A 25,019-nucleotide genomic window follows, 5' to 3' on the forward strand; every position below is an offset into this window, starting at 1 on the left:
TTAGCTATCGCCCCAACTAGCGATCAACGCCATGCCGGGATGCGCATGGTTGGCCGCCATTTTCTACAAGAAAATGTGATGTTGCCGGTGGCCTTCTTCAAAGTGTCCGCGCCGGTTAAAGACTTGCGTGCTCCACCTCGGAACGCGATTCGAGACGGGCAATGGCGCTTTACGCCCTGCCGGAACCGATCATCGAGCCGGGCCCTTCCGGTCCGACGGGCGGCAGCAGCTTGAGACGGGAGGGCGAGAGCTTTGGCGGAATCAGTCCTGATCACCGGGGGCGCGGGCTTCATCGGCCGCTACGTGTCGCGCGCGCTGCTCGACCGCGGCGACCACGTGCGCGTGCTCGACAGCTTCATCGAGCAGGTCCATGCCGACCGCGGCGCCGATGGCCTCGACTCCGAGGTGGAGGTGGTGACCGGCGACGTCCGCGACCCCGATGCGGTCAAGCGCGCGCTGCGCGGCGTGGACAAGGTCGTCCACCTCGCGGCCGAGGTCGGCGTCGGGCAGAGCATGTACGCGATCGAGCGCTACGTCTCGGTGAACGATTGTGGCACCGCGGTGCTCTTCCAGCAGCTGATCGATCAGCCCGTGAAGCGCGTCGTCGTTGCCTCCTCCATGAGCGTCTACGGCGAGGGGCTTTACCGCGACGCCGACGGCACCCTCGTGGAGGACGCGGTGCGCCAGCCGCGCCTCACGCCCGACGCGCCCTGGGACCCGCTGGACGCCAAGGGCCGCCCGCTGGTGCCAGTGCCCACGCCGGAATGGAAGCGGACGAACCTCGCCTCCGTCTACGCCATCACGAAGTTCGTGCAGGAGCGGCTGACGCTCACCCTCGCTCCGGCCTATGGGATGGAGGGCGTCGCGCTGCGGCTCTGGAACGTCTATGGCGCGGGACAGGCGCTCTCGAACCCCTATACCGGCGTTCTCGCGATCTTCGCTGCGCGCCTGCAGAACAACCAGCCGCCGATGATCTTCGAGGACGGGCTGCAGCGCCGCGACTTCGTGCATGTAGAGGACGTGGCGCGCGCCTTCCTTCTCGCGCTCGACCATCCGCGGGCTCCCGGTGGCGTCTATAACATCGCGAGCGGCGTGGACCGTACGGTGCAGGACGTGGCCGCGGACCTCGCGCGCGCCATGGGCCGCACCGGCCTCGCGCCGGAGATCGCGGGCAAGACCCGCGCCGGCGATATCCGCCACAACATCCCCGACATCACCAAGGCCCGGGACGAGCTCGGCTATCGCACGCAGCGCCTCGACTTCACCGCCGATCTCGCGGAGCTGGCCGAGTGGGTGGCCCGCCAGCAGGCGCTCGATCGGGTGAGCCAGGCGAGGAACGAGCTGGAGCTGCGGGGGCTCGTCGCGTGATGGACGCGATGCCGAAGGCGCCGGCCCTTCCCGGTACCCGGCCAGTCCTCATCACGGGCGGTGCCGGGTTCATCGGCTCCAACCTTGCCGATCGGCTGGCGGGGGAGGGGCACGACGTCCTGATCTACGACGCGCTCTCGCGTCCCGGGGTCTCGACCAACCTCGACTGGCTCAAGCAGCGGCATCCGCGCCGGATCTCCGCCACCATCGCCGATGTGCGCGACACGGCGAGCCTGGAGGCCGCGGCGAGCGAGGCCTCGGCGGTGTTCCATCTCGCTGCACAGGTGGCCGTCACCACCAGTCTCGTGGACCCGCGCGAGGATTTCGACATCAATCTCGGCGCCAGCTTCGCCCTGCTGGACGCGCTGCGTCGCCGCGGGGAGCGCGTGCCGCTCGTCTTCGCCAGCACGAACAAGGTCTATGGCGACCTCGGCGACGTGACGCTGGACCTGCTGGGCGACGCCTACGTGCCGCGCGACCCCACCGTGCGCGCGCGCGGCGTGAGCGAGGATCGGCCGCTCGACTTCCACACGCCCTATGGCTGCTCCAAGGGGGCGGCGGACCAGTACGTGCTTGATTTCGGCCGCTCCTTCGGCGTGCCGACGGCGGTTCTGCGCATGAGCTGCATTTACGGCCAGCGCCAGATGGGCACCGAGGACCAGGGCTGGGTCGCCCACTTCATCCTCCGCGCGCTGCGGGGGGAGCCGATCAGCATCTACGGTGACGGCTGCCAGGTGCGGGACGTGCTGGACGTGCGCGACGCGGTGGATGCCTATGTCTCGGCCTGGCGGCGCATCGACGAGATCTCGGGCCGCGCCTTCAATCTCGGCGGCGGGCCGGTCAACGCGATCAGCCTGCGCCAGCTTCTCGCGCATATCGGCGACATCACGGGACGGCCGGTCGAGACGCACTACGCGGACTGGCGCGCGGGCGACCAGCGCTACTACGTCTCGGACACGGGGCGCGCGGTGCGGGAGCTCGACCTGCGCCCGGCCCGTCCGTGGCGCGAGGGCGTGGCGGCCCTGGCCGGCTGGCTGCGCGAGGAGCGCGCGGCGCCCGAGCACGCCGCCGAGCACGCCAGCGCGTGACCGATGGCTCGCGAGGCCGCGGCGCGAGGCTGCTGATCACGGCGGATGCGGCCGGCGGTGTCTGGACCTACGCGCTCGACCTCGCGGCCGGGCTCTCCTCGGCGGGCGTGATGCCGGTCATCGCCGTGCTCGGCCCGGCGCCGCGGGGCGATCAACTCGTCCGTGCGGCCGCGATTCCCGGCCTGGAGCTGCTGCCGACCGGCCTGCCGCTGGACTGGTTGGCCGAGGGGCCGGAGGAACTGCGCGCTTCCGGCGAGGCCCTGGCCACCCTGGCCGAGGCCGCGCGGGTGGATGCCGTCCACCTGAACAGCCCGGCGCACGCCGCCGGCACGGCCTTTCCCGTGCCCGTCGTCGCCGTTTCGCATTCCTGCGTCGTCACCTGGTGGGATGCCGTTTATGGCGGCGCGCTGCCGCCAGATTTCGCCTGGCACGCCGAGCTGATGCGCCGAGGGTGCCTCGCCGCCTCCACGCTCGTCACGCCCAGCCGCGCCTTCGGGGAGGCCACCGCGCGGCGCTACGCCCTGCCGCGGCGGCCGGTGGTGGTGCATAACGGCCGCCGCCCCATGGCTCCGCCGGGCGAGGTTCCGGCGGGCACGCCGCCGCTCTTCGTGCTCACGGCCGGGCGGCTCTGGGACAAGGGGAAGAACCTCCGCACGCTGGACCTCGCGGCCGCGCGCCTCGACGTGCCGGTGCTCGCGGCCGGGCCGGTAGCGGGGCCGAACGGCGACCGGGCGGAGCCCCGGCATGTCCGCGCCCTCGGGCATCTCGGCGAGCCGGCCCTGGCCGCGCTGCTCGCGCAGCGCCCGATCTACGCCTCCCTCGCGCTCTACGAGCCCTTCGGCCTCGCGGTGCTGGAAGCCGCGAGTGCAGGGTGCCCGCTGGTGCTGTCGGATATCCCGACCTTTCGCGAACTCTGGGGCGCCGCCGCCCTTTACGTGCCACCACGCGACGAAGCCGCGGCCGCCGCGGCCATCGCGCGCCTCGCGGCCGACCCTGCGGAGCGTGCGCGCCTCGGCGCCGCCGCCCGCCGTCGTGCGGCCCGCTACACGGTGGACACTATGGCGGGCGCGATGCTCGACGTGTACCGCCCACTGATTCTGTCCGGGAGCGTGGCGGCGTGAGGTTCGTCTATCTTACCCATTCCCTCGCCTCCTGCTGGAACCACGGCAACGCGCATTTCCTGCGCGGCGTGCTGCGGGAGCTGATCCATCGCGGGCACGAGGTGCGGGCGATGGAGCCGGAGGACGCCTGGAGCCTGGAGAACCTGCTGCGGGACCATGGCGAGGCCGGGCTCGACGCCTACCGCGCGAACTATCCCGAGCTTCGCTCCACCGCCTTCACGGGCACGGAGGGGCTGGAGGCCGCGCTCTCCGGTGCCGATGTTGTCATCGTGCATGAGTGGAACGAGCCCGCGCTCGTCGCCGCGGTCGGGCGGCTCCGCCGGCTGGGCGCGCCGTTCACGCTGCTCTTCCACGACACGCACCACCGCGCGGTCAGCGATCCCGAGGCTATCCGCACCTTCGACCTCGACGGCTACGACGCCGTGCTGGCCTTCGGCGCCACGCTCTCCGAAGTCTATCGGCGCTGGGGTTGGGGCGACCGCGTCTTCACCTGGCACGAAGCGGCCGACACGCGCCTCTTCCACCCGCCCGAGGAGGAGGGCCCGCGCGAGGGGCTCGTCTGGATCGGCAACTGGGGCGACGGCGAGCGAACGGCGGAGCTGGAGGGCTTCCTTCTCCGCCCTGCGCAGGAGGCCGGGCTGCCGCTCGACATCTTCGGCGTGCGCTACCCCGAGGAGGCGCGGGCCATGCTGGAGCGCCACGGCGCGCGCTACCGCGGCTGGCTGCCCAATGCCCGCGCGCCGGAGGTCTTCGCGCGCCACCTCGCGACCGTCCACGTCCCTCGCCGCTTCTACGTGGACATGCTGCCGGGCATCCCAACCATCCGCGTCTTCGAGGCGCTGGCCTGCGGGATCCCGCTTGTCTCCGCCCCCTGGCGCGACGAGGAGGGGCTGTTCCGACCCGGCCGGGACTATCTCACCGCCCGCGACGGCGCGGAGATGACACGGCACCTCCTGGCGCTGCGCGACGATCCCGCCCTGCGCCGCGCGGTCGTTGAGAGCGGCCTCGAGACCATTCGTGCCCGCCATAGCTGCGCGCATCGCGTGGACGAGCTGATGAGCATTCTCTCCCGCCTGGGCACGGCGCCCGCGCGGAAGCTGGGCCCCACCCGTACTGAAGAGGCGCCCGCGCCATGAGCAGCACCGCGATGCTATCCACGGAGGAGATCCGCGCCCGCGTGGAGGCGCTGGGCGACTGGTTCCACAACCTCGACCTCGGGGGCGTGCGGACCGCACCGAACCATTTTCTCTACGACTACCCCGCCAACAAGTTCCGCCGCTTCGCCCACGCGATTCCCGCCGATCTCACGGGCAAGAGCGTGCTCGACATCGGCTGCAACGCCGGCTTCTACTCGATGGAGATGAAGCGGCGCGGCGCCGCCCGCGTGCTCGGCATCGACAGCGACGATCGCTACCTTGCCCAGGCGCGCCTGGCCGCGGAGGTGACGGGGCTGGAGGCGGAGTTCCGCAACCTTTCCGTCTACGACGTGGGCGCGCTGGGGGAGCGCTTCGACCTCGTGATCTTCATGGGCGTCCTCTACCACCTCCGCCACCCGCTGCTGGCGCTGGACCTCATCCACGAGCACGTGGCGGACGACCTGCTGCTGTTCCAGTCGATGCAGCGCGGCGCGAAGACGGTGATGACGCCCGAGGCCGACTACCCCTTCTCCGAGACGGCGATCTTCGACGAGCCCGGCTGGCCGAAGCTGCACTTCATCGAGCGGAACTACTCGAAGGATCCCTCCAACTGGTGGGTGCCGAACGCCGCGGCGTCGGGGGCCATGCTCCGCTCCGCCGGCTTCGCGATCCTCGATCACCCCGAGGAGGAGGTCTATCTCTGCCGGCGCGCGGAGGCCCCCTGGGGCGCCGGCGCCGTCTATCCCGCGCCCGGACGCGACGAGAAGGGAAGCCGCGCGTGATCGAAGCCGCGATGATCTGGAACGAGCCGAACAACAAGTCCCACTGGGACCCTGAGCTCGATCCCGGCTGGGCGATCTTCGCCGAGACCGCGCGCCTCGCCGGCCGCGCCATCCGCGAGGCGAACCCGAACCTGCCGCGCGTCCTCGGCGGCATCTCGCCCATCGATCCCTCCTTCATCGTCAATATGACGGAGCGCGGGCTGATGGAGGAGATCGACGTCGTCGCCGTGCACGGCTTCCCGCTCGACTGGAATCTCTGGAAGATCGACGAGTGGCCCGCCAAGATCGACGAGATCCGGGCGGTGACCGACAAGCCGATCTGGGTGAGCGAGGTGGGCATCTCCACCTTCGGGGCGGAGGAGGTGCAGGTCTGGGGTCTCAACCGCACCGCCGAACTGCTGATCGGCAAGGCGCCGCGCATCCACTGGTACTCCCTCTATGACCTGCCGCAGGCCTGGGGCGCCACCACGCGCCACCGCGAGGCCGAGGGTTCCTCCTACTACCGCCACTTCTACATGGGCCTGCTGCGCGAGGACGGGTCGCCCAAGCCTGCGATCGAGCATTTCGGCAAGCACGCGCCGGAGATGGGCCTCTGCCAGTGGTTCCATTACGAGGATCACCGCCTGCACGACGCGGTGGCCTGGATGAAGCGCCTCGGCGTGCGCCATCTTCGCACCGGCCTCTCCTGGGCCGACAGCTTCCGCCCCAACGCGCTCGACTGGTTCGACCGGCAGATGGAGGCGCTGGCGGATTTCGACGTGACCGTGACCTTCTGCTTCACGCCGGAGCACCGCGGCGTCGCGCCCCACCACACCAGCCCGCCCCAGGTGCCCGAGGAATTCGCCGAGTTCTGCGCCTCCATGGTGCGCCGCTACGCGCCGGCGCGGGCGGCGGTGGCGGCCTGAAGAGAAGCCCTTCCCGCTCATGACTGACCAGATGCGCGCCGCCGTCCTGACCGGACCCGGCCAGTTCTCCGTGCGCGAGGTGCCGCGCCCCGAGCCCGGCCCCGGGCAGGTGCGGCTGCGGCTGGAAGGTTGTGGCGTCTGCGCCTCCAATCTCACGCCCTGGTCGGGACCCGACTGGATGCGCTTCCCGACCGAGCCCGGCGACCTCGGCCACGAGGCCTGGGGGGTGGTGGACGCGCTGGGCGAGGGCGTGGAGGGGCTGCGCGTCGGCGACCGCGTGGCCGCGCTCACCTATCGCGGATATGCGGAGTACGACATCGCGGAGGCCGGCAACGTCGTGCCGCTCCCGGCCTCGCTCGCGGGCCAGCCTTTCCCAGGCGAGCCGCTGGGTTGCGCGATGAACATCTTCCGCCGCAGCGGGATCAAGGCGGGGCAGACGGTGGCGATCGTGGGGATCGGCTTCCTCGGTGCCATCCTGACGCGGCTGGCGACGGATGCGGGGGCGCGCGTGATCGCCATCTCCCGCCGCCCCTACTCGCTCGACCTCGCGCGCCGCATGGGCGCGGCCGAGACGATCCCGATGGAGGACCACCACGCCATTATCGAGCGGGTGAAGGCCCTGACCGAGGGCCGCTTCTGCGAGGTGGTGATTGAGGCCGTTGGCAAGCAGTGGCCGCTCGACCTCGCGGGCGAGCTGACGGCGGAGCGCGGCCGGCTGGTCGTCGCGGGCTATCACCAGGACGGGCCGCGACAGGTGAACATGTGGCTCTGGAACTGGCGCGGGATCGACGTGATCAACGCGCATGAGCGTGACCCCAAGGTCTATGTCGAGGGCATCCGCGAGGCGGTGGACGCCATCGCCTCAGGCCGCCTGGACCCCGCGCCCCTCTTCACCCATGCCTACGGGCTGGAAGGGCTGGGCGAGGCGCTGGACGCCACGCGGGATCGGCCGGACGGCTTCCTGAAGGCCCTGGTGCGCTTCTCGTGAGCCGTCCGCGCCTCGGTTTCCTCGGCACCGGCTGGATCGGGCGCCACCGCATGGCCGCGATCCTCGCGGGCGGCGCGGTGGAGGCGGTGGGGATCGCCGATCCCTCGCCCGAGATGGCAGCGGAGGCGGCGAAGCTCGCGCCCGGTGCCGCGGTGGTGAACGGCCTCGACGAACTCCTCGCCCTGCGGCCGGATGGCGTGGTGATCGCCACCCCGAGCGCCTTGCACGCAGAGCAGTCGATCCGGGCGCTGCGCGCGGGCGCGGCCGTCTTCTGTCAGAAGCCTCTTGGCCGCACCGCCGCCGAGGCGCGGGCTGTGGTGGAGGCGGCGCGCGGGGCCGACAGGCTTCTCGCGGTCGATCTCTCCTACCGCCACACTGAGGGGATGCGCCGCATCCGCGAGGTGATCGGGGAGGGCGGCCTCAGCCATCCCTTCGCCGTGGACCTGACCTTCCACAACGCCTACGGGCCGGACAAGCCCTGGTTCCGCGACCCCGTTCTGTCGGGAGGCGGCTGTGTGATGGACCTTGGCGTCCATCTCGTGGACCTCGCCCTCTGGGCGCTCGATTTCCCGGCGGTCACCGATGTTTCCAGTGCCCTCTTTGCCGGCGGGGAGCCGCTGGCGGGCCGCACGGACCGGGTGGAGGACTACGCTGTCGCCACTCTCACGCTCGCGACCGGTGCGGTGGTGCGGCTCGCCTGTTCCTGGAACCTCCACGCCGGGCGCGACGCGGTGATCGCGGCGGAGTTCCAGGGAAGTGCGGGCGGAGCGGCGCTGCGCAACGAGAACGGCTCCTTTTACGACTTCACCGCCGAGCGCTTCCGCGGCACCGCCCGCGAGACGCTCGCGAGCCCGCCGGACGACTGGGGCGGGCGCGCCGCCGCCGACTGGGCCGCCCGCCTCGCCGCCGGTGCCCGCTTTGACCCCTCGGCGGAGGAGTTGGTGGCCGTGGCCGAGGTGCTGGACCGCATCTACGGGCGCTAGCCCGGCCCCCGCGCCATCGCCTCGATCCGCCGCGCCACAGCCGCGAGGCGAGGGCCGATTTCCGTCATCACCCGCTCCCGCCCGAGCATGAAGGCGGGGGCGCCGCAGTTGAGCGCCACGATCTCGCCCCCCGGCAGCGCCACGGCCGCGCCCGCCGCGTGCACCGTCGGCTGCCAGTCACCGAGCGAGGCGGTGAAGCCGAGGTTTTCCTGCATCGCCACGGCCTCCCGCAGGCCTTCGCGGATCGCCGGCCACTCGCCGGGCTGGCGGGCGGCAAGCTCGCGGTCGATCGCTTCCCGCTCCGCCTCGCCCGAGCGCGCGTACCAGGCGCGGCCCATCGCCGTCAGCGCGAGCGGCAGGCGCGACCCGACCTCCAGCTGCAGCGCGACGGCGGTGCGCGGCGAGACGTGCTCCACATAGACCATCAGCAGCCAGTCCCGCTTGCCCAGCGAGGTGGAGGCCTGCGTCTCCTCCGACAGGGCGCGCATCAGCGGTGCGGCCAGCCGCCGGATGCTCATATTGGCCAGCGCGAGCTGCCCCAGCGGCACCGCGCCAAGGCCGAGCTGGTACTTCGCGAAGCGTGGCAGGTAGGTGAGGTAGCCCAGCCGCGTCAGCGTGTGCGTGAGGCGCGAGACGGTGGCGCGCGGCAACCCCGTGCGCTCCGCCAGCTCCTGGTTGCCGAGCATCGGGTCCTCGGCCCGGAAGGCGTGAAGGATGTCGAAGCCGCGGGCGATGGCCGCCACGAACTGGCGATCCTCGCCGGGGGCCACCTCCACTTCCGCCGCGCGCTTCCGCATGGCCCATCCTCTCGCGCTTGACCGCGCCCCTGGCTCTCCGATACCAAGAGCGAAGCGGCAGAACATATTTCCGCATTGCGGAATATACGACAAGGCCGGCGAGAGGAGACGACGGTGCGGCCCCAGATGGCGGTTTCCCGAACCCATGGCTGAGGAGGCGCTCACAGCGCCGCTCCGCCCCTGGCTCGCCTCCTACCCGCCGGGCTGCCGCTGGGATGCGCCCATCACGACCGGCACCATCGGCGACCTGCTGAACCGGGCCGTAGCGCGCTGGGGAGGCCAACCCGCGCTGGAGTACCGCGGCCAGAGGGTGAGCTACACCGCCCTCGGCGCCGCGGTGGACCGGCTGGCGGCCGGCCTGATGCGCCTTGGGGTGGCGCCGGGCCTTCCCGTCGGGCTGCTGCTGCCGAACACGCCCTGGCACCCCGTCTGCTTCCTCGCCCTCGCGAAGCTGGGGGCGCGGGTGGTGCATCTCAGCCCGCTCGATGCCCGCCGGGTGCTGCACCACAAGCTGACCGACAGCGGCGCGCGGATCGTCATCACCACCGACCTGCCGGGCTTGCTTCCCGCGGCGCTGGAGATGCTGGATTCGGGCATCGTCGATCGCGTGCTGCTCGGCGAGGATGCTGCCTGGGGCGGCGCATCGGGGGAGGGGGACCCGCGCGCGCCCAGCCTTTCAGCCCTCGATGGCGGCGCGGTGCCCGCCTGGCCGCAGGTCTCGCCGGGGGACGTCGCGTTATTACAGTACACCGGCGGCACCACCGGCCTGCCCAAGGGCGCCATGCTCACCCACGCGAACCTGACGGCCGCCGTGGACATCTACCGCCACTGGGTGGACGGCGGCGCGCTGGCGGAGGGCGAGCAGCGCGTCATGGGCGTGCTGCCGCTGTTCCACATCTACGCCCTGACGAGCGTGCTGCTGCGCCACCTCTCCTGCGGCAACGAGATCCTGCTGCGCCCGCGCTTCGAGGCCGAGGCGGTGCTGCGCGACATCGAGGAGCGGCGCGTGACGGTGCTCTCGGGCGTGCCGACGATGTGGATCGCGCTGCTGAACCAGCCGGGATCGGCCTCGCGCGACTTCTCCTCGCTCCGAGCCTGCGTCTCCGGCGGTGCGCCGCTGCCCTTTGATGTCGGCGCGAAGGTGGAGGCAATGCTCGGTCAGCGCCTGCATATCGGCTGGGGCATGACTGAAACCGCGCCCGCCGGCACGCGCGTGCCGATCGCGGCCAAGCTCCGCCCCGGGATTATCGGCGTACCCCTGCCGGGCGTGGACATGCGCATTGTGGCGCTGGACGACCCCTCCCGCGCGCTGCCGCCCGGTGAGGCCGGGGAGATGGCCATCCGCGGCCCCAATGTCTTCGCCGGTTATCTCAACGCGCCCGCCGAAACTGCGGCCGCCTTCCGTGACGGCTGGTTCCTCACCGGCGATATCGGCCGCATGGAGGGGGACGGAATGTTCTTCCTCATGGACCGCCGGAAGAACATGATCATCTCCGGCGGCTTCAACGTGTACCCGGCCGCGATCGAGGGCGCGATCTACGAGCACCCTGACGTGAACGAGGTGGTGGTGATCGGGATTCCCGACGCCTATCGCGGCCAGTCCGCTAAGGCCTTCGTCACGCTGCGCTCCGGCGCGCCCGAGATGACGCTCGACGCGCTGAAGGATTTCCTCCGCGACCGCCTCGGCCGCCACGAGATGCCGGCCGCGCTGGAACTGCGCGGCGAACTTCCCCGCTCCCCCGCCGGCAAGCTGCTGGCCAGCGCCCTGGTCGCCGAGGAAATGGCCCGGAGCGCGACCCCCAAGGAAAGCCCCCCCGCATGACCGATGCCGTGATCGTCTCCACCGCCCGCACGCCCATCGGGCGCGCCATGCGCGGCGCGCTGAACGCCACCCACGGCGCCGACATGGCCGCCCACGCCATCGGCGCCGCCATGTCGCGCGCGAAGCTAGAGCCCGAGGCGGTGGAGGAAGTGGTCATGGGCTGCGGCTACCCGGAGGGCGCGACGGGCGGCAACGTGGCCCGCCACGCCGCCATCCGCGCCGGCATCCCCGTCACCTCGGCCGGCGTCACCGTCAGCCGCTTCTGCGCCTCCGGTCTGGAGGCCATCGGCGCTGCCGCCAAGCGCATCATCGTGGACAAGGTGCCGGTGGCCGTCGCGGGCGGGGTGGAATCGATCTCCCTCGTGCAGCCCACGGTGAACCGCAACCACTATCGCAACGCCTGGCTGGAGGCGAACAAACCCTCCATCTACGACACGATGATCGACACGGCGGACCTCGTGGCCGAGCGCTACGGCATCTCCCGCGAGGCGCAGGACGAGTTCGCGCTGGAAAGCCAGCGCCGCACCGCAAGTGCCCAGCAGGCTCGCCGCTTCGACGACGAGATCATGCCGATCACCGCGACGATGAACGTGACGGACAAGGCGACCGGCGAGGTCCGGCAGCAGGAGGTCACGCTCGACAAGGACGAGGGCAACCGGCCCGATACCTCGATGGAGGGCCTGTCCAAGCTCAAGCCCGTGCGGGAGGGCAAGTACATCACCGCGGGCAACGCCAGCCAGCTCTCGGACGGCGCCAGCGCCAGCGTGCTGATGTCCGCCGAGGAGGCGGCGCGGCGGAGCCTCCAGCCGCTCGGCATCTTCCGCGGCCTGGCCGTCGCGGGCTGCGAGCCGGAGGAGATGGGCATCGGCCCGGTCTTCGCCGTGCCCCGCCTGCTCGCCCGCCACGGGTTGAAGGTGGAGGATATCGGGCTGTGGGAGCTGAACGAGGCCTTTGCCTCGCAGTCCATCTACTGCCGCGACACCCTCGGCATCGACCCGGAGCTGGTCAACGTCAACGGCGGCGCCATCTCCATCGGGCACCCCTTCGGCATGAGCGGCGCGCGCATGGTCGGCCACGCGCTGATAGAGGGCCGCCGCCGAGGCGTGCGCTACGCCGTGGTGACGATGTGCGTGGCCGGCGGCCAGGGCGCGGCCGGCCTGATCGAGATCGCGTAAGGAGGGACAACAATGGACCTGCGCTTCACGCCCGAGGAGATCGCCTTTCGCGACGATCTCCGCCGCTTCTTCCGCGAGAAGGTGCCCGCCGAGATCCGCCGAAAGGTGGCCGAGGGCCGGCACCTCGACCGCGAGGACATCATCACCTCCCACCGCATCCTCAACGCGGCGGGGCTGGCCACGCCGAACTGGCCGGTGGCCTGGGGCGGCAAGGACTGGTCGCCGGTGCAGCGCTACCTCTACACCGAGGAACTGCAGCGCGCCGCCGTGCCGCTGCCGCTTCAGTTCAACGTCTTCATGGTCGGCCCCGTGATCGCCGCCTTCGGCTCGGAGGAGCAGAAGCGCAAGTTCCTGCCGGCGACGGCCAATCTTGACATCTGGTGGTGCCAGGGCTTCTCCGAGCCCGGCGCGGGGTCGGACCTCGCCTCGCTGCGCACCAGCGCGGAGAAGCGGGACGGCAAGTATATCGTCTCCGGCCAGAAGGCCTGGACGACGCTCGGCCAGCACGCGGACTGGATCTTCTGCCTTGTCCGCACCGACCGCGAGGCGAAGAAGCAGCGCGGCATCTCCTTCCTGTTGATCGACATGAAGACGCCGGGCATCACAGTGCGTCCCGTCATCACCATCGACGGCGCGCACGAGGTGAACGAGGTCTTCTTCGACGAGGTGGAGGTGCCCGCCGAGAACCTGGTGGGCGAGGAGAACCGCGGCTGGGACTACGCGAAGTTCCTGCTGGCTAACGAGCGCACGGGCATCGCGCGCATCGGGCTCTCCAAGCAGCGCCTGGCGCGCGCCAAGCGCCTCTCGCGCGAGACGGAGGCGGGCGGCCGCACGCTGTGGGACGACGCCGATTTCCGCCGCCGCGTGGCCGAACTGGAAGTGGGGCTGAAGGCGCTCGAGATCACGCAGATGCGGGTCGTCGCCAACCAGCGCCACCGCGACGCCGACAAGCCCGATCCGGCCTCCTCGATCCTCAAGATCAAGGGCTCGGAACTCCAGCAGGCGACGACGGAGCTGCTGCTGGAGGTCGCCGGCCCCTACGCGCTGCCGGCGCCGGAGCACGACCGGCCGGAGGGCTGGAACGAGCCCGCCGTCTCACCCGAATGGGCCGATGCCGCGGCGCCGCTCTACTTCAACTACCGCAAGGTCTCGATCTACGGCGGCTCGAACGAGATCCAGCGCAACATCATCGCCAAGGCCTTCCTGGGTCTCTGAGAGGAAACGCGGCGTGGACTTCGACCTGACGGAGGAGCAGCGGCTCCTCAAGGAAAGCATCGACCGCTTCGCGGCGGACAACGCGCGCGAACCCGCGCAGCACGGGGGCGCGGGTGATGGCGCTGCGCTCTGGAACGGGCTCGCGGAACTCGGCGTCCTCGCGCTGCCCTTCGCGGAGGAGGATGGAGGCATCGGCGGCGGCCCCGTCGAGACGATGATCGTCATGGAGGCGATCGGGCGTGCCCTCATCACCGCGCCCTATCTCTCCACGGTCGTGCTCGGCGGCGGCTTCCTGCGCCTCGGCGGCACGGAGGCGCAGCGCGCGGAGTTCATCCCGCAGATCGCCGACGGCTCCCTGAAGGTGGGTTTCGCGCAGCTCGAGCGGCAGTCGCGCTACGACCTCTACGACGTCGCCACCACCGCGCGCCGCGACGGCGGCGATTTCGTCCTCGACGGCCGCAAGGGTGTGGTGCTGGGCGGCGACGACGCTGGCCTGCTGGTCGTCACCGCCCGCACCGCCGGCGGGCGCCGCGACCAAGACGGCATCACGCTCTTCCTGGTGGACGCGAACGCGTCGGGCGTCTCCCGCCACGGCATGCCCGCGCAGGACGGCACCCGCGTGGCGGAGATCGCCCTCGACGGCGTGCGCGTGCCGGCCGATCGCGTGCTGGGCGAGGTCGATGCCGGCCTGCCACTGGCCGGCCGCGTGGTGGACGTGGCGCTTGCCGCCCTCTGCGCCGACAGCCTCGGCGCGATGGAGGAGCTGCACCGCATCACCGTGGACTACCTCAAGCAGCGCCAGCAGTTCGGCGTCACGATCGGGTCGTTCCAGGCCCTCCAGCACCGTGCGGCGGACATGCTGGTCGCGGTGGAACAGGCGCGCTCCATGGCGCTCTACGCCGCGATGATGGCGGAGGAGCCCGACGTCCGCGAGCGCCGCCCGGCGATCGCCGCGGCCAAGGCGCAGGTCAACCGCTCCTCCCGCCTCGTCGGGCAGGAGGCGGTGCAGCTGCACGGTGGCATCGCGATGACCTGGGAGTACAGGGCCGGCCACCTCTTCAAGCGCCTGACCTCCAACGAGCTGCTCTTCGGTGACACCGACCACCACCTGCGCGAGGTTGCGGAGGCCGGCGGGCTGGTGGAAGAGATCTGACGGAACGCTGCTGCGCACCGGGAAGGGCCGAAGGGCCTGCCGAGGAGGAAACTATCCATGACCGCTGACATCATCGGCCGCCGCGGCGCGCTCGCACTCGGCACCGGCCTTGCCCTTGCCCGCCCGGCGCTGGCTCAGTCCCGCTTCCCCGACCGGCCGATCCGCCTGATCGTGCCCTGGGGGCCGGGCGGCTCCACAGACATCCTCATGCGCGCCCTGGCCGACGCCACCTCCCGCCGCCTCGGCCAGCCGGTGGTGGTGGAAAACCGCGCCGGCGCGGGCGGCATCCTCGGCGCGCAGCTTCTCGCGGGCGGTGCGCGGCCGGACGGCTACACGCTGTCGCAGATCCCCATCTCGGTCTTCCGCTACCCGCAGATGGTTCCGCGCCCGCCTTTCGATCCGATGAAGGACTTCACCTACATCGCCCAGATCACCGGCTACCTCTTCGGCGTGGTGGTGAAGGCCGATGCGCCCTGGCAAACCTTCCGCGAGCTGCTGGACTACGCGAAGGCAAATCCGGGCAAGATCAGCTACGGAACGCCTGGCGCCGGCACCTCGCTCCACATCACCATGGAGCAGATCGCGGCCAAACAGGGGATCGAATGGGTCCAGGTGCCCTACCGCGGTGCGGCGGAGAACCTGCAATCCACCCTCTCCGGTAATACCCAGGTCTCCGCGGAAACGAGCGGCTGGTCCGAACTCGTCGCCGCCGGGCAACTCCGCCTGCTCTGCACCTGGGGGCCGGAGCGCGCCAAGCGCTTCCCCGATGCGCCGACGCTGAAGGAACTCGGCCTCGATATCGTCTCCACCTCGCCCTACGGCATCGGCGGCCCCGCGGGGATGGACCCCGCGGTGGTGCGCGTGCTCGAAGAGGCCTTCCGGGAGGCTGCCCAGGACCCCGCCCATACCGCGGTGCTGGACCGCTACGACATGTCCCCCGCCTTCCTCGGCAGTGCGGACTACACCGTGGCCGCGCGGGCGCAATACGAGGAGGACGGGGCGATGATCCGGCGCCTGGGGCTCAAGGCGGGGTAAGCCGGTTTTGTGTGACGCCGGGGAGAGGAAGAAGGAATTCTTCCTCTCCCCGGACCCCTCACCATCATCTTTTTTTGAGTCCGAATCACTGAGCGGTCGGTGCGCCTCGGATCACTGACCCGAGGCGACTGCACGAGCAGGAAGGGCGTCAGGAGAGAACCGGTCCCAGTCATCGAAGCCGCGAAGCCAGATGGGGATCCAAGGGCCTCAGGCCCTTGGCGGGGTCCGAGGCACTGCCTCGGACGTCCGGAGAGGGCAGCGCCCTCTCCGGCGCCGCAGGGCAACGACAGAAGAAGAGGGCTCTCAGCCGCCCCGCGCCTGCGCCAGCACCTTCTCCGCCTCCGCGGACTCACCCGCCCAGGCCACGAACTGGTCCGGCCGCACCAGCACGTTCTCGGCGGCGTAGTTGCGCCGAGCTTCCTCGCTGAGGGCGATCACCGCGAGCGGCATGCCCAGCCTGTTCGCGGCCTCACGGAATTCAGCGGCCACCCCGCTCTCCGGCGCGGCGGAGAGCAGTGAGAAGCCCTGTTCAAGCTCCTCGTAGACGTTGCGGCCGCTGGCCATGATCTGCGGTGCTAGGTGATGGCCGGCGCGTGCGGTCAGGCTGTGGGTGCCGACCGCGCTCGGACCGCGCGGCTCGCCCGGCGGCGCCTGCACGATGGGTGATCCCTCATAGTTCGGTTCAAAGGACGCCACTTCGGCGGCCGCACCGGACGTGCGCGCGGCCCAGCCGGCCTCGAAGCCTGCCCGGTCGCGCGCCGGGTCGTGCGCGGCGAGGAAGTCGCGGTCCACGTGGATCGAGCGCTCGATGAAGTCGCCGGCGGTGGAGGCGAAGACCGGCCGCCGCTCGGCGTCGTAGGAATCGAGCAGTCCTTGCCCGCCCCAGCCGTCGAAGCACGCGGCGAGCTTCCAGCCGAGGTTCACCGCGTCCTCCAGCCCCGTGTTGATGCCGTAGCCGCCATAGGGCGGATGGCTGTGCGCGGCATCGCCTGCGACGAAGAGGCGGCCCTTGCGGTAACTGTCCGCGATGGCGAAGCGCAGGTCCCAGAAGCCGATATGCTCGAACTCGGCGTCGAACGGCGCGCCGGCGGCCCGGTGCAGCATCGCCGTGAAATCGGTGTTGTCCTTCGTCGTGTCCGCCGGCACGGGCGCGTGGAAGAACCAGGTGGTGCCGAGGTCCACGCGTCCGAAGAACTGCCAGTATCCCTCAAGGTCGGGGTGCAGCACGTTGTAGAAAGACTTGCCGGGATAGCGCTTCAGCAACTCGTGCAGCCCCTCGGAGCGGAAGACGAGCAGCACCATGAGGCGATCGTGGTCCGAGCGCGTCTGGGTGATGCCCGCTGCCTCGCGCACGGTGGACTTGCTGCCGTCGCAGCCCACGGCATAGGCGGCGCGGAGGGTCCGGCGGCCCGTGCCCTTCCGCTCGGCAACGGTGACGGTCACGCCGTCGGCGTCCTGCTCCACCCTCTCCGCGGTCCAGCCATAGAGGGTCGTGATCTCCGGCAGGGTTGCGGCCCGCGCCCGCAGCACCGCTTCGGTCGCGTATTGCGGCAAGCGCTCGTTGCCCGTGAAGTAGAACTGCCGCACCAGTTCGCGTTGCAGCCAGTCGTGCTGGTACTCGCCCAGCAGCGTGCCGTAAGCGGTCAGCCCGCCCATCCCGTACTCAGGCGGGATGGTCCGCGCGGCGCGCAGCGCGGCTTCGGCGCCCCAAAAATGGAAGTGCTCCATGGTCCGCTGGGTCAGGTTCTGACCCTTGGGAATCGGCTGAGGGGAGGGGTAGCGCTCCACCAGGATGGACCGCACGCCGCGCAGCGCCAGCTCGATCGCGAGCCCCGTTCCCACCGGTCCGCCGCCGACGATGATGACCTGCGTACTGTCCTGGTTTTCTGGCATCGAGGCGTTTCCGGTTCTTCCTTGAGCAGGCCCAAGATTTCCATCCCGCTCGCCGTCAGTCAAGATCGTCAGACGACTGACGAAATTTGTAAGGACCCCCTGGCGCTCGCCCCTGATTCCTGCGAACCCCTTCCCATGCCCGACCACGCCCTGGAAGCGCGGCCGTGAACGGCCAGGCCCGCAAGCCCCGCCCGGCCCCTGCCCAGGGTTCCGCGGCCGAGGCGAGCTTCCTCGCGGCGATCTATGCGCGCCCCGGCTTCAAGCTGCGCCGCGCACACCAGATCGCCCTCTCGGTCTTCGCCGAGGAGTGCCGCAGCTTCGAGGTCACCTCCACCCAGTACGGCATCCTCGTCGCCGTCAGCGAGTGGCCTGGACTCGACCAAGTCGGTGTCGCCCAGGCTCTGGGGCTGGACCGCTCCACCACGGGCATGGTGGTCGGGCTGCTGGAGGCGCGTGGCCTGCTCCGCCGCGACCGCCACGCGACCGACGGCCGCCGCCGCGTGCTCTCCCTCACCGAGGAGGGAGCGCGCCTTCTTGAGGCCCTGGCACCGGCGGCCGAGCGCGCCCGGGATCGCCTGCTCGCCCCTCTCTCCCCCGAGGAGGCGCAAACCCTCACCGCCCTGCTCGACCGCCTGATGGACCATCACGATGCCCTCGTCCGCGTTCCGCTCATGCGCCCGGAGCGCTGAGGCGCCGCGCCCACGCGCCCGTGATGCGGGCGCGCGCCCGCCTGCGTGACGCGGGCGCCCGGCTCGCGCATCCTGCGGCCCGGCCGAACCGCGCCCCGTGAACACAAGGGCAGCAGGCTGCGGGGTATCCCGCTGCCTGCTGAGCCCGCCAGGAGAAACGCGATGAGCGTCGAGAGCGACCCCGCGGGCGTCATGCCCGAATGCCCGGACGGCGCCCCGGTCTGCCAGGTGATCCTGCCTCGCACGCACGACATCGGCGGCTTCGAGGTGCGCCGCGCGCTCCCCGCCAAGGGGCGCCAGATGGTCGGCCCCTTCATCTTCTTCGACCAGATGGGACCGGGCGAGTTCCTGACCGGCAAGGGCCTGGACGTGCGCCCGCACCCGCATATCGGCCTCTCCACGGTCACCTACCTCTTCGAGGGTGAGATCCAGCACCGCGACACCCTGGGCTCCGACCTCTCCATCCGCCCGGGCGACGTGAACTGGATGACCGCTGGCCGCGGCATCGCCCATTCGGAGCGCACCGGCCAGGCGCTCCGCGACCATGCCAACCCGCTCTACGGCATCCAGTCCTGGGTCGCGCTTCCCCGCGCGCAGGAGGAGGCGGCGCCCGCCTTCGTCCACCACCCTGCCCATACGCTGCCGATCATCGATGACGGAGGCGCGCGGCTCCGCCTCATCGCCGGCCATGGCTGGGGCTCACGATCCCCGGTCGAGACGCCCTCGGACCTCTTCTACGCCGACGCCGTCCTCTCCCCCGGCGCCACCCTTCCCCTACCCGACCACGAGGAGCGCGGCGCCTATGTCGTGGAAGGCGAGGTAAGCGTAGGAGAGGACCGCTTCGAGGCCGGCCGCATGCTCGTCTTCCGCGCCGGCGACGCCCTGGCGCTCCGCGCCGGACCTCGTGGTGTCCGCCTGCTGATGCTCGGTGGCGCCGCCATGGACGGGCCGCGCCACCTCTTCTGGAACTTCGTCTCCTCCTCGCGCGAGCGGATCGAGCAGGCCAAGGCGGACTGGAAGGCCGGCCGCTTCGGCACTGTTCCAGGGGACGACAAGGAGTTCATCCCCCTGCCGGAGGAGCGCGTGTCGGTGCGCGCTTCGGTCCAGGCGCCCTCCGCCGGGTCGCCGACGAGCTGAAGGGGCGCCGCGAGGTAACAACTGGGAGCTCCCCCGGGGGCCGCCCCCTTGCAAGCAGCCCTGTCCCCGGCAAGGAAGCCGCATGACCATCGCTTGGCTCGACGGCACCTACCTGACGCTGCAGCGGGACCGCTGGCGCTGCGCGATCGGCCGCGGCGGCATCCGCGCCGACAAGAGCGAGGGCGACGGCGCCACGCCGCGGGCCCTCCTGCCGCTGCGCCGCGTGCTCTACCGGGCCGACCGCCTCCCGCCCCCCCGCTGCGCCGTGCCGGTGGAGCCGATCTCGCCCAGCGATGGCTGGTGCGACGACCCCGCCGATGCCGCCTATAACCGCCCCGTCACCCTTCCCTTCGCCGCCCGCCACGAGGAGCTTTGGCGGGCCGACGCCGTCTACGACATCATCGGCGTGCTCGGCTGGAACGATGCGCCGGTGGTGCGCGGGCGGGGCAGCGCGATCTTCCTCCACCCCGCCCGGCCCGACTACGCGCCGACGGAGGGCTGCATCGCCCTGGCCCTGCCCGACCTGCGCGCCGCGCTGGCGGCCGGGCTGACGGCCATCGAGGTCGCATGAAGCACGCCGCGGGCGGGAACACGATTCCGTGATGCTTCCGGCCCCCAGCCGTTCTATCCTGTGGCGATGCTGTCCCCGCGCCTCCTGCCCCTGCTGTTTCTCCTCGCGGCCTGCGAGACGTCGAACATGGCCGAGACCGGCCGCACGGTGGAGAACGCCCTTCGTGCCAGCGTTTTCCTGCCGCCCCGCCAGGACGGGCTGACGCCCATCCGCCGATCCCTGCCCGCGGGCAGCATCCAGGACGCGGACGAGGTGGAGGCGACGGAGGGCCCGACGCTGCTCGTCACCTATGGCAGCCAGCGGAAGGTGATGAGCCTCATCCAGGGCACGGGCGAGCAGCGCATGTGGCGCTCCGACGACGGCACGGTCATCGCGACGGATGGCGCCCGCGTGGTGGCTACTGCCGGCACCCAGACCAGCCTCGCCGCCACCCGCTTCGACAGCCCGGACCCGCTGGACGACGTAACCACCCTCGTAGACCGCCCCGCCGCAGCCCGTCGCGTGGTGGACCTCGTGCCGGCCAACCGCGACATCGACCGCATGCGCTTCGGTGTCCCGCTCGAGTGCCGGCTCCGCGCCGTACGGGTGGAGGAGGGGCTCTATGTCGAGGAGCGCTGCGGCGGCGGCGCCCGCTTCGTCAACCGCTACTGGGCCGATGCCGAAAGCGGTGCCGTCTGGCGCTCGGAGCAGTGGGTGGGCATGGACAACCGCCCGCTCCTGATCGAGGTCGTCAGTTCGCCTTCCAACTGAGCCCCGCCCGCCGCACGCGGCGCACGACATAGGCGAGCCAGAGGAGCTGCACGAGCAGCGGCGGGAGCACCACCAGTGGCTTCGCCCAAGGCGCGAGTTGCGGGAAGAGAAGGGCGAGTGCCGCCTGGAACAGCACGAAGGCGCCGTGCACCGCCGCCACCCAGCGCACCGGCATGCCGCTGCGCGCGGCCATTTGGTAGAGATGCGTCCGATGCGGCGTGCTCGGCCGCTCCCCCATGACGATCCGCCGCATCAGCGTGAAGCCCGTGTCGAACAGATGCGCGAAGAGCAGCAGCGGCACGATGAGGAAGGAGACCTGCGCCGTGTCGAAGCGCGCGCAGGCCACCGCCAGCACCGCCAGCACGAAGCCGAGGAACTGGCTGCCGACATCCCCCATGAAGATCCGCGCGGGATGCAGGTTGTAGGGTAGGTAGCCGATCAGCCCCGCCGTCAGGAACAGGGAGGCCGCGTAGACGAACCAGGCCTCCTGCTCCGCCCCGATGAGGCAGAGCGCGGCGCACGCCACGAGCAGCGAGCCGGCGACGAGTCCGTCCATCCCGTCCATGAAGTTCACGGCATTCGTGCAGGCGACGATCCAGAAGAGGGTCAGCAGCGGCCCCCAGATCCCGAGCTCGACCACGCCGATCCAGGGTAGGGCGAGGCGCGTCACCACCAACCCGCTGGCCATGGCAACCATGGCCGCTCCCGCTTGCGCCACCAGCTTCACGACGAAGCGGAAGTCCCGGAGGTCGTCGGCCAGCGCGACGCCCGCGATGGCCACGGCGGCCAGGATGGTGCCAATGAATTCTGTCTCGGCGATGCGGGCGAAGCGCGCGGTGCCGTAGAGCACCACCATGCCCGCCACGAAGGCCGCGACGATGCCGAGACCGCCGCCCTTGGGGGTGGGCACCGTATGCGCGGTGGCGGCGCGCCGGGCGGGATCGTCCAGCATGGGATGGGCGATCAGCAGCCGCACGACGCCGGCCGAGAGCAGCACGAGCAGCGCCGCGAAACCGAGATGCGGCAGGAAGGCTTCCAACCGCATCAGGGCGTGATCCGCAGGGGATCGAGGCTCGCATAGACGTCGCCGCTATTGGCCGCGTGCGGCAGCGCCTCGATCCATTCCCGCATGGCCGCGGCATCGACGGGGGCGGGAAGGGCGAGTGCCATGTTCTCCCCCAGCGCCGCGTTGAAGCGGTAGGGGCCGAGGGCGGCCATCCGGCCGAGGCATTCCGCCGCGACGCCGCGCTGGATGGTCGTGAACTCGAAGGAGAGGGCGCGCGGCGCGAAGGTGAGACCCGTCAGCGCCTCCGCCTCGAAGCCTTCCACGTCCAGCTTGATGAAATCCGGACGCTCGTGCTCGGCCGTCAGCGCGTCGAGGGTGGTGACAGGGCACATGATCTCGCGATCCCATTCCTGCCCCTCCCAGCCCGCGGCCCCCTCCGCCGCCGCCACGAAGGCGCCGGAGGCGGTGGCGACGGTGGGGTTGCGCGTGTTCAGCCGCAGCACCGCCTCGCCCGGCACCGCGCCCACAAGGGCGCCCACCAACGCGACGTCGGGATCCCCGCGGAAGGCCCAGCGCAGCACGCGCAGCAGGGCGGGCTGCGGCTCTACCACCACCGCCCGCGCGCCGAGGCGCCGGAAGCTTGCCGCGCGGTCACCGACATGGGCGCCGACATCGAAGCCGAGTTCCCCCGGCTTGAGGAAGCGTGCGAGGAAACTGTCCAGCAGCGCCGCCCGCCCCGGTGCGCAATAGGTCTCGACCGACCGCCGGATGGCGCTGCGCGGCCTCATGCCTCGAAAAGCAGGGCGCAGCCCGCCGCCTCCGCCGCTGGCACCATCAGCCCGCCCGGCACCTCCGCGTGCAGCACGCCGGAAAGGGCGGCGCGCGTGGCGTCGAGGTCCTCCACGCCGATCACCAGGCCCATTACGGCCGGCAGGGCCGGCGCCGCCAGTCCCGGCAGCACCCGCGCGGCCTCCTCCGGCCCCAGCACGCGCACCCGTGCGCCATCCGGCAGCGGCAGGGCGAAGCCGCCAGCCGGGTCCGGCTCCAGCGGCAGCCCGGCCAGTCGGGAAAGCCGCGCCGCGCTCTCCGCCGGCCGCTCCGCGACGAGGATCGCCGCACGCAGCTCCCGCGCACCGTTCGGGTGGCGCATCCAGGCCTCCCGCCAGATCAGCTCGGGTGTCAGGTGCCGCACGAGCTGCACGCGGCCCTCCGGCGCGCCCGGTAGCGGCAGCCGCTCGAAGCGCGCAACCGGTCCGCCGGGCTCCACCGGGCGCGAGAGCGGCGCGATGCCCGGCACCTCGATCCCCGCCCGCCGCAGACGCGCGAGGTTCCCCTCGGAATCGCTCATACCGAGGGCGAGGATCAGCGCCCCCGCCATCCGGTCGAGCATCGCGCCCAGCCCGTTGTCAGGCAGCGCGGGATCGAGGATCGCCAGCAACTCGATGTACCCGCGCCGTAGCATCGCGCAGCGATTGGCCGTGCCGAGCGGCCCGTTCCCGCCCGATTGCTGCGCCACCGGCGTCAGCGCGAAGCCGAGCCGCTCATAGGCGCTCCAGAGCGCCGCCGCGTCGCGCGAGCAGACGCCGACGTGATCGAGGCCGCTCGCGGTCCCCATCAGGCGGGCGGCCCGGCCTCGTAATGCGGCAGCAACCAGGATTCCGGCTCGGCCGCGGCTTCGTCGTACCAGCGGGCGATGAGCGGATGCGCGCGCACCGCCGCCACATAGGCCTTGCCGCGCGCGGAAAGCGCGGGCGCGTAGGTGATCAGCCGCGTCACCACCGGAGCGTACATCGCGTCCGCGACCCCCATCGCCGCCCCGTGCAGGAAGGGCCCGCCGCTGGCGTCCAGGCACCCTGCCCAGACCGTCTCGATCCGCGCGATGTCGGCCAGCGCGTCCGGCGTGCCGCCGCGCCCTGAGAAGTCGCGCCCGAGATTCATCGGCATGGCCTGTCGCAGACCGCGGAACCCCGCGTGCATCTCGGAGGCCGCGCTCCGCAGCAGCGCCCGCAGCACCCGGTCCTCCGGCCAGAGGGCAGGCGCGAATTCGGCGCAGTACTCGAGGATCGCAAGGCTTTCCCAGACCCGCGCGCCGCGGTGCTCGAGATAGGGCACGAGCCCCGTGGGGGTCGCGGACTTGATCGCGGCGGTGCCGCCACCGCCCGCGAGGGGGATCACCACCTCCTCCACGTCGAGCCCCGCGAGATGCACCCCAAGCCAGCCGCGCAGCGACCAGGAGGAGTAGCGCTTCGTCCCGATGACGAGCCTGCCGTCAGCCCCCTGGTCAGCCATGAACGGGAACCCCCTTGGAGGTGGAGTACTCGAAATGCAGCGCCTCGCCCGGATGCACGCGCGGGTGGATGGCGTGCGCGGCCATCGCCGCCTCCGAGAAGCCCTGCAGGATGAGCTTCAGCTTGCCCGGATAGGTCGCGACGTCGCCGATCGCGTAAATTCCCGGCCGCGAGGTCTCGCAGGTCGCGGGCGTCACCTGCACGTGGCTGCGGTCCATCCCCAGCCCCCATTCCGCGATCGGCCCCAGCTCCATGGACAGGCCGAAGAAGGCGAGCAGGTGATCCGCCTCCACGTCCCGCTCCTCGCCCTTCAGCGTGGCCAGCGTCACATGCGTGAGGTTCGATCCGTCGCCCTTCAGCCCGTGCAGCTGGTAGGGGATGGCCATCTCCACCTCGCCGCGCGCCGCGGCGGCGTCGAGCTGCGCCGCGCTCTCGGGCGCCGCGCGGAACTTCGGGCGGCGGTGCACCACCGTCACCTTTCGCGCGATCTCCTTCAGGGAAAGCGCCCAGTCCACCGCGGAGTCGCCGCCGCCCGCGATCACCACGCGCTTGCCGCGGAAGTCCTCGCGCCGGTTGACCATGTAGCGCACCGCGCCAGCCCGCTCGTAGCCTGGCAGGTCCTCCAACGGCGGGCGATTGGGCCCGAAGGCGCCGGCGCCGGCCGCCAGCACCACGGCCCGCGCGCGCACGCTGTCGCCCTCGCTGGTGCCGAGGGTGAAGAACCCGTCTTCCTCCAGCAGCCGCTCCACGCGGCGGCCGAGCAGGTAGAGCGGCGTGAAGGGCTGCGCCTGGGTCTCCAGCTCGCGGATCAGGTCGCCGCCGGCGATGCGGGGATGGGCGGGAATGTCGAAGATGGGCTTCTCGGGATAGAGCGCCGAGCACTGGCCCCCGATCGCCTCCAGCGCGTCGATCACCACGCATTTCATCCGCAGCATCCCGCACTCGAACACGGCGAAAAGGCCTGCGGGGCCGGCGCCAATGATGGCGACGTCCGTCTCGATATGCGCGGTCATGGCGGTGGCGCCTCCCGTCGGAAATAGAGGGAGGCGTGATACAGCGGGTGGGGAAGGGGGGGAAGGCAGGGGCCCCAGCCCCTTTCAGTGCGCCCTCCCGCTTG

24 protein-coding genes are annotated in these 25,019 nt (G+C 71.3%); 17 read left to right on the forward strand and 7 right to left on the reverse strand.

Translation table 11 applies throughout. From position 1 onward, the window contains the following. Nucleotides 1-252: 252 nt before the first annotated feature. Genes D9599_RS08420 through D9599_RS32255 form a run of 8 tightly spaced genes read left to right on the forward strand, consistent with a single transcriptional unit; the run spans nt 253 to nt 8,371 of the window. Nucleotides 253-1,368 (forward strand): NAD(P)-dependent oxidoreductase, encoded by a 1,116-nt coding sequence (locus D9599_RS08420; protein WP_198380778.1) that lies wholly within the window; start codon nt 253-255, stop codon nt 1,366-1,368. Between the two features lie 8 nt (nt 1,369-1,376). Next, entirely contained in the window at nt 1,377-2,456 is a 1,080-nt protein-coding gene (locus D9599_RS08425; RefSeq protein ID WP_232480277.1) for an NAD-dependent epimerase/dehydratase family protein, read from the forward strand. After that, nucleotides 2,453-3,577: a glycosyltransferase family 4 protein gene (locus tag D9599_RS08430; protein WP_309228578.1), complete on the forward strand. Its 1,125-nt coding sequence runs from the start codon at nt 2,453-2,455 to the stop codon at nt 3,575-3,577. Before D9599_RS08425 ends, D9599_RS08430 begins: the two co-directional genes overlap by 4 nt. Continuing rightward, on the forward strand, nt 3,574-4,713 hold the full coding sequence (locus D9599_RS32250; RefSeq protein ID WP_198380779.1) for a glycosyltransferase: 1,140 nt from the start codon (nt 3,574-3,576) through the stop codon (nt 4,711-4,713). Before D9599_RS08430 ends, D9599_RS32250 begins: the two co-directional genes overlap by 4 nt. Further along, nucleotides 4,710-5,495, forward strand: a complete 786-nt coding sequence (locus tag D9599_RS08440) for a TIGR04290 family methyltransferase (RefSeq protein ID WP_198380780.1) — start codon at nt 4,710-4,712, stop codon at nt 5,493-5,495. Before D9599_RS32250 ends, D9599_RS08440 begins: the two co-directional genes overlap by 4 nt. Beyond that, on the forward strand, nt 5,492-6,400 hold the full coding sequence (locus D9599_RS08445) for a beta-xylosidase (protein WP_198380781.1): 909 nt from the start codon (nt 5,492-5,494) through the stop codon (nt 6,398-6,400). Before D9599_RS08440 ends, D9599_RS08445 begins: the two co-directional genes overlap by 4 nt. A 19-nt stretch (nt 6,401-6,419) precedes the next feature. Beyond that, on the forward strand, nt 6,420-7,388 hold the full coding sequence (locus D9599_RS08450) for a zinc-binding dehydrogenase (protein ID WP_198380782.1): 969 nt from the start codon (nt 6,420-6,422) through the stop codon (nt 7,386-7,388). Beyond that, on the forward strand, nt 7,385-8,371 hold the full coding sequence (locus tag D9599_RS32255) for a Gfo/Idh/MocA family protein (RefSeq protein WP_198380783.1): 987 nt from the start codon (nt 7,385-7,387) through the stop codon (nt 8,369-8,371). The genes D9599_RS08450 and D9599_RS32255 overlap by 4 nt, the downstream gene beginning before the upstream one ends. Here the strand turns inward: D9599_RS32255 and D9599_RS08460 are convergent. After that, nucleotides 8,368-9,168: an IclR family transcriptional regulator gene (locus D9599_RS08460; protein WP_198380784.1), complete on the reverse strand. Its 801-nt coding sequence runs from the start codon at nt 9,166-9,168 to the stop codon at nt 8,368-8,370. The two genes, D9599_RS32255 and D9599_RS08460, sit on opposite strands and share 4 nt — an antisense overlap. 145 nt (nt 9,169-9,313) lie before the next feature. Here D9599_RS08460 and D9599_RS08465 point away from each other — a divergent pair, with 145 nt between their 5' ends. Genes D9599_RS08465 through D9599_RS08485 form a run of 5 tightly spaced genes read left to right on the forward strand, consistent with a single transcriptional unit; the run spans nt 9,314 to nt 15,568 of the window. Continuing rightward, the gene (locus D9599_RS08465) at nt 9,314-10,990 is read left to right on the forward strand and encodes an AMP-binding protein (RefSeq protein WP_198380785.1); all 1,677 of its coding nucleotides are present in this window, start codon (nt 9,314-9,316) and stop codon (nt 10,988-10,990) included. Then, nucleotides 10,987-12,165: an acetyl-CoA C-acyltransferase gene (locus tag D9599_RS08470; RefSeq protein WP_198380786.1), complete on the forward strand. Its 1,179-nt coding sequence runs from the start codon at nt 10,987-10,989 to the stop codon at nt 12,163-12,165. Before D9599_RS08465 ends, D9599_RS08470 begins: the two co-directional genes overlap by 4 nt. Nucleotides 12,166-12,177: 12 nt before the next feature. Further along, nucleotides 12,178-13,380: an acyl-CoA dehydrogenase family protein gene (locus tag D9599_RS08475; RefSeq protein ID WP_198380787.1), complete on the forward strand. Its 1,203-nt coding sequence runs from the start codon at nt 12,178-12,180 to the stop codon at nt 13,378-13,380. 13 nt (nt 13,381-13,393) lie between these two features. Continuing rightward, a complete protein-coding gene (locus D9599_RS08480; protein ID WP_198380788.1) occupies nt 13,394-14,533 on the forward strand; it encodes an acyl-CoA dehydrogenase family protein in 1,140 nt (379 codons plus the stop codon). Between the two features lie 57 nt (nt 14,534-14,590). Further along, nucleotides 14,591-15,568: a tripartite tricarboxylate transporter substrate binding protein gene (locus tag D9599_RS08485; RefSeq protein WP_198380789.1), complete on the forward strand. Its 978-nt coding sequence runs from the start codon at nt 14,591-14,593 to the stop codon at nt 15,566-15,568. Nucleotides 15,569-15,871: 303 nt separating this feature from the next. On the opposite strand, the gene D9599_RS08490 is transcribed toward D9599_RS08485, so the two are convergent. After that, nucleotides 15,872-17,461 carry an FAD-dependent monooxygenase gene (locus tag D9599_RS08490; protein WP_198380790.1) on the reverse strand — a complete coding sequence of 530 codons (1,590 nt, stop codon included), beginning with the start codon at nt 17,459-17,461 and terminating at the stop codon, nt 15,872-15,874. 164 nt (nt 17,462-17,625) lie between these two features. On the opposite strand from D9599_RS08490, the gene D9599_RS08495 reads away from it, so the two are divergent. The 4 genes from D9599_RS08495 (at nt 17,626) to D9599_RS08510 (ending at nt 20,608) form a co-directional block, all read left to right on the forward strand. Further along, on the forward strand, nt 17,626-18,150 hold the full coding sequence (locus D9599_RS08495) for a MarR family winged helix-turn-helix transcriptional regulator (protein ID WP_198380791.1): 525 nt from the start codon (nt 17,626-17,628) through the stop codon (nt 18,148-18,150). Between the two features lie 162 nt (nt 18,151-18,312). Beyond that, nucleotides 18,313-19,287 carry a pirin family protein gene (locus tag D9599_RS08500; RefSeq protein ID WP_198380792.1) on the forward strand — a complete coding sequence of 325 codons (975 nt, stop codon included), beginning with the start codon at nt 18,313-18,315 and terminating at the stop codon, nt 19,285-19,287. A gap of 82 nt (nt 19,288-19,369) precedes the next feature. Then, entirely contained in the window at nt 19,370-19,858 is a 489-nt protein-coding gene (locus tag D9599_RS08505) for a L,D-transpeptidase (RefSeq protein WP_198380793.1), read from the forward strand. A 66-nt stretch (nt 19,859-19,924) separates the two neighbouring features. Beyond that, entirely contained in the window at nt 19,925-20,608 is a 684-nt protein-coding gene (locus D9599_RS08510) for a YjbF family lipoprotein (RefSeq protein WP_198380794.1), read from the forward strand. On the opposite strand, the gene D9599_RS08515 is transcribed toward D9599_RS08510, so the two are convergent. The 5 genes from D9599_RS08515 to D9599_RS08535 are packed head-to-tail and all read right to left on the reverse strand — an operon-like array spanning nt 20,589 to nt 24,915. Beyond that, nucleotides 20,589-21,653, reverse strand: a complete 1,065-nt coding sequence (locus D9599_RS08515; RefSeq protein ID WP_198380795.1) for a glycosyltransferase family 4 protein — start codon at nt 21,651-21,653, stop codon at nt 20,589-20,591. The genes D9599_RS08510 and D9599_RS08515 overlap by 20 nt on opposite strands. Beyond that, complete coding sequence (locus D9599_RS08520; protein WP_198380796.1) at nt 21,653-22,402, reverse strand: FkbM family methyltransferase; 750 nt, start codon at nt 22,400-22,402, stop codon at nt 21,653-21,655. Before D9599_RS08520 ends, D9599_RS08515 begins: the two co-directional genes overlap by 1 nt. Next, nucleotides 22,399-23,229 carry a VOC family protein gene (locus tag D9599_RS08525; protein ID WP_198380797.1) on the reverse strand — a complete coding sequence of 277 codons (831 nt, stop codon included), beginning with the start codon at nt 23,227-23,229 and terminating at the stop codon, nt 22,399-22,401. The genes D9599_RS08520 and D9599_RS08525 overlap by 4 nt, the downstream gene beginning before the upstream one ends. After that, nucleotides 23,229-23,903 (reverse strand): glutathione S-transferase family protein, encoded by a 675-nt coding sequence (locus D9599_RS08530; RefSeq protein WP_198380798.1) that lies wholly within the window; start codon nt 23,901-23,903, stop codon nt 23,229-23,231. Before D9599_RS08530 ends, D9599_RS08525 begins: the two co-directional genes overlap by 1 nt. Continuing rightward, nucleotides 23,896-24,915, reverse strand: coding sequence for an NAD(P)/FAD-dependent oxidoreductase (locus tag D9599_RS08535; RefSeq protein WP_198380799.1), 1,020 nt, complete (start codon nt 24,913-24,915; stop codon nt 23,896-23,898). Before D9599_RS08535 ends, D9599_RS08530 begins: the two co-directional genes overlap by 8 nt. Nucleotides 24,916-25,019 lie beyond the last annotated feature (104 nt).

Origin of the sequence: Roseomonas sp. KE2513 (assembly GCF_016107305.1) — a bacterium.
In the GTDB taxonomy this organism is placed as follows: Bacteria; Pseudomonadota; Alphaproteobacteria; order Acetobacterales; family Acetobacteraceae; genus Roseomonas.

What these genes read in the sequence shown, in the direction of transcription:
- D9599_RS08475 (WP_198380787.1), top strand. Translation starts at nt 12,178, where the DNA reads ATGGACCTGCGCTTCACGCCCGAGGAGATCGCCTTTCGCGACGATCTC.
- D9599_RS08485 (WP_198380789.1), top strand. Translation starts at nt 14,591, where the DNA reads ATGACCGCTGACATCATCGGCCGCCGCGGCGCGCTCGCACTCGGCACC.
- D9599_RS08450 (WP_198380782.1), top strand. Translation starts at nt 6,420, where the DNA reads ATGACTGACCAGATGCGCGCCGCCGTCCTGACCGGACCCGGCCAGTTC.
- D9599_RS08440 (WP_198380780.1), top strand. Translation starts at nt 4,710, where the DNA reads ATGAGCAGCACCGCGATGCTATCCACGGAGGAGATCCGCGCCCGCGTG.
- D9599_RS08505 (WP_198380793.1), top strand. Translation starts at nt 19,370, where the DNA reads ATGACCATCGCTTGGCTCGACGGCACCTACCTGACGCTGCAGCGGGAC.
- D9599_RS08470 (WP_198380786.1), top strand. Translation starts at nt 10,987, where the DNA reads ATGACCGATGCCGTGATCGTCTCCACCGCCCGCACGCCCATCGGGCGC.
- D9599_RS08525 (WP_198380797.1), bottom strand. Translation starts at nt 23,229, where the DNA reads ATGGGGACCGCGAGCGGCCTCGATCACGTCGGCGTCTGCTCGCGCGAC.
- D9599_RS08460 (WP_198380784.1), bottom strand. Translation starts at nt 9,168, where the DNA reads ATGCGGAAGCGCGCGGCGGAAGTGGAGGTGGCCCCCGGCGAGGATCGC.
- D9599_RS08425 (WP_232480277.1), top strand. Translation starts at nt 1,377, where the DNA reads ATGCCGAAGGCGCCGGCCCTTCCCGGTACCCGGCCAGTCCTCATCACG.
- D9599_RS08465 (WP_198380785.1), top strand. Translation starts at nt 9,314, where the DNA reads ATGGCTGAGGAGGCGCTCACAGCGCCGCTCCGCCCCTGGCTCGCCTCC.
- D9599_RS08500 (WP_198380792.1), top strand. Translation starts at nt 18,313, where the DNA reads ATGAGCGTCGAGAGCGACCCCGCGGGCGTCATGCCCGAATGCCCGGAC.
- D9599_RS08520 (WP_198380796.1), bottom strand. Translation starts at nt 22,402, where the DNA reads ATGAGGCCGCGCAGCGCCATCCGGCGGTCGGTCGAGACCTATTGCGCA.
- D9599_RS08490 (WP_198380790.1), bottom strand. Translation starts at nt 17,461, where the DNA reads ATGCCAGAAAACCAGGACAGTACGCAGGTCATCATCGTCGGCGGCGGA.
- D9599_RS08510 (WP_198380794.1), top strand. Translation starts at nt 19,925, where the DNA reads ATGCTGTCCCCGCGCCTCCTGCCCCTGCTGTTTCTCCTCGCGGCCTGC.
- D9599_RS08515 (WP_198380795.1), bottom strand. Translation starts at nt 21,653, where the DNA reads ATGCGGTTGGAAGCCTTCCTGCCGCATCTCGGTTTCGCGGCGCTGCTC.
- D9599_RS08535 (WP_198380799.1), bottom strand. Translation starts at nt 24,915, where the DNA reads ATGACCGCGCATATCGAGACGGACGTCGCCATCATTGGCGCCGGCCCC.
- D9599_RS08530 (WP_198380798.1), bottom strand. Translation starts at nt 23,903, where the DNA reads ATGGCTGACCAGGGGGCTGACGGCAGGCTCGTCATCGGGACGAAGCGC.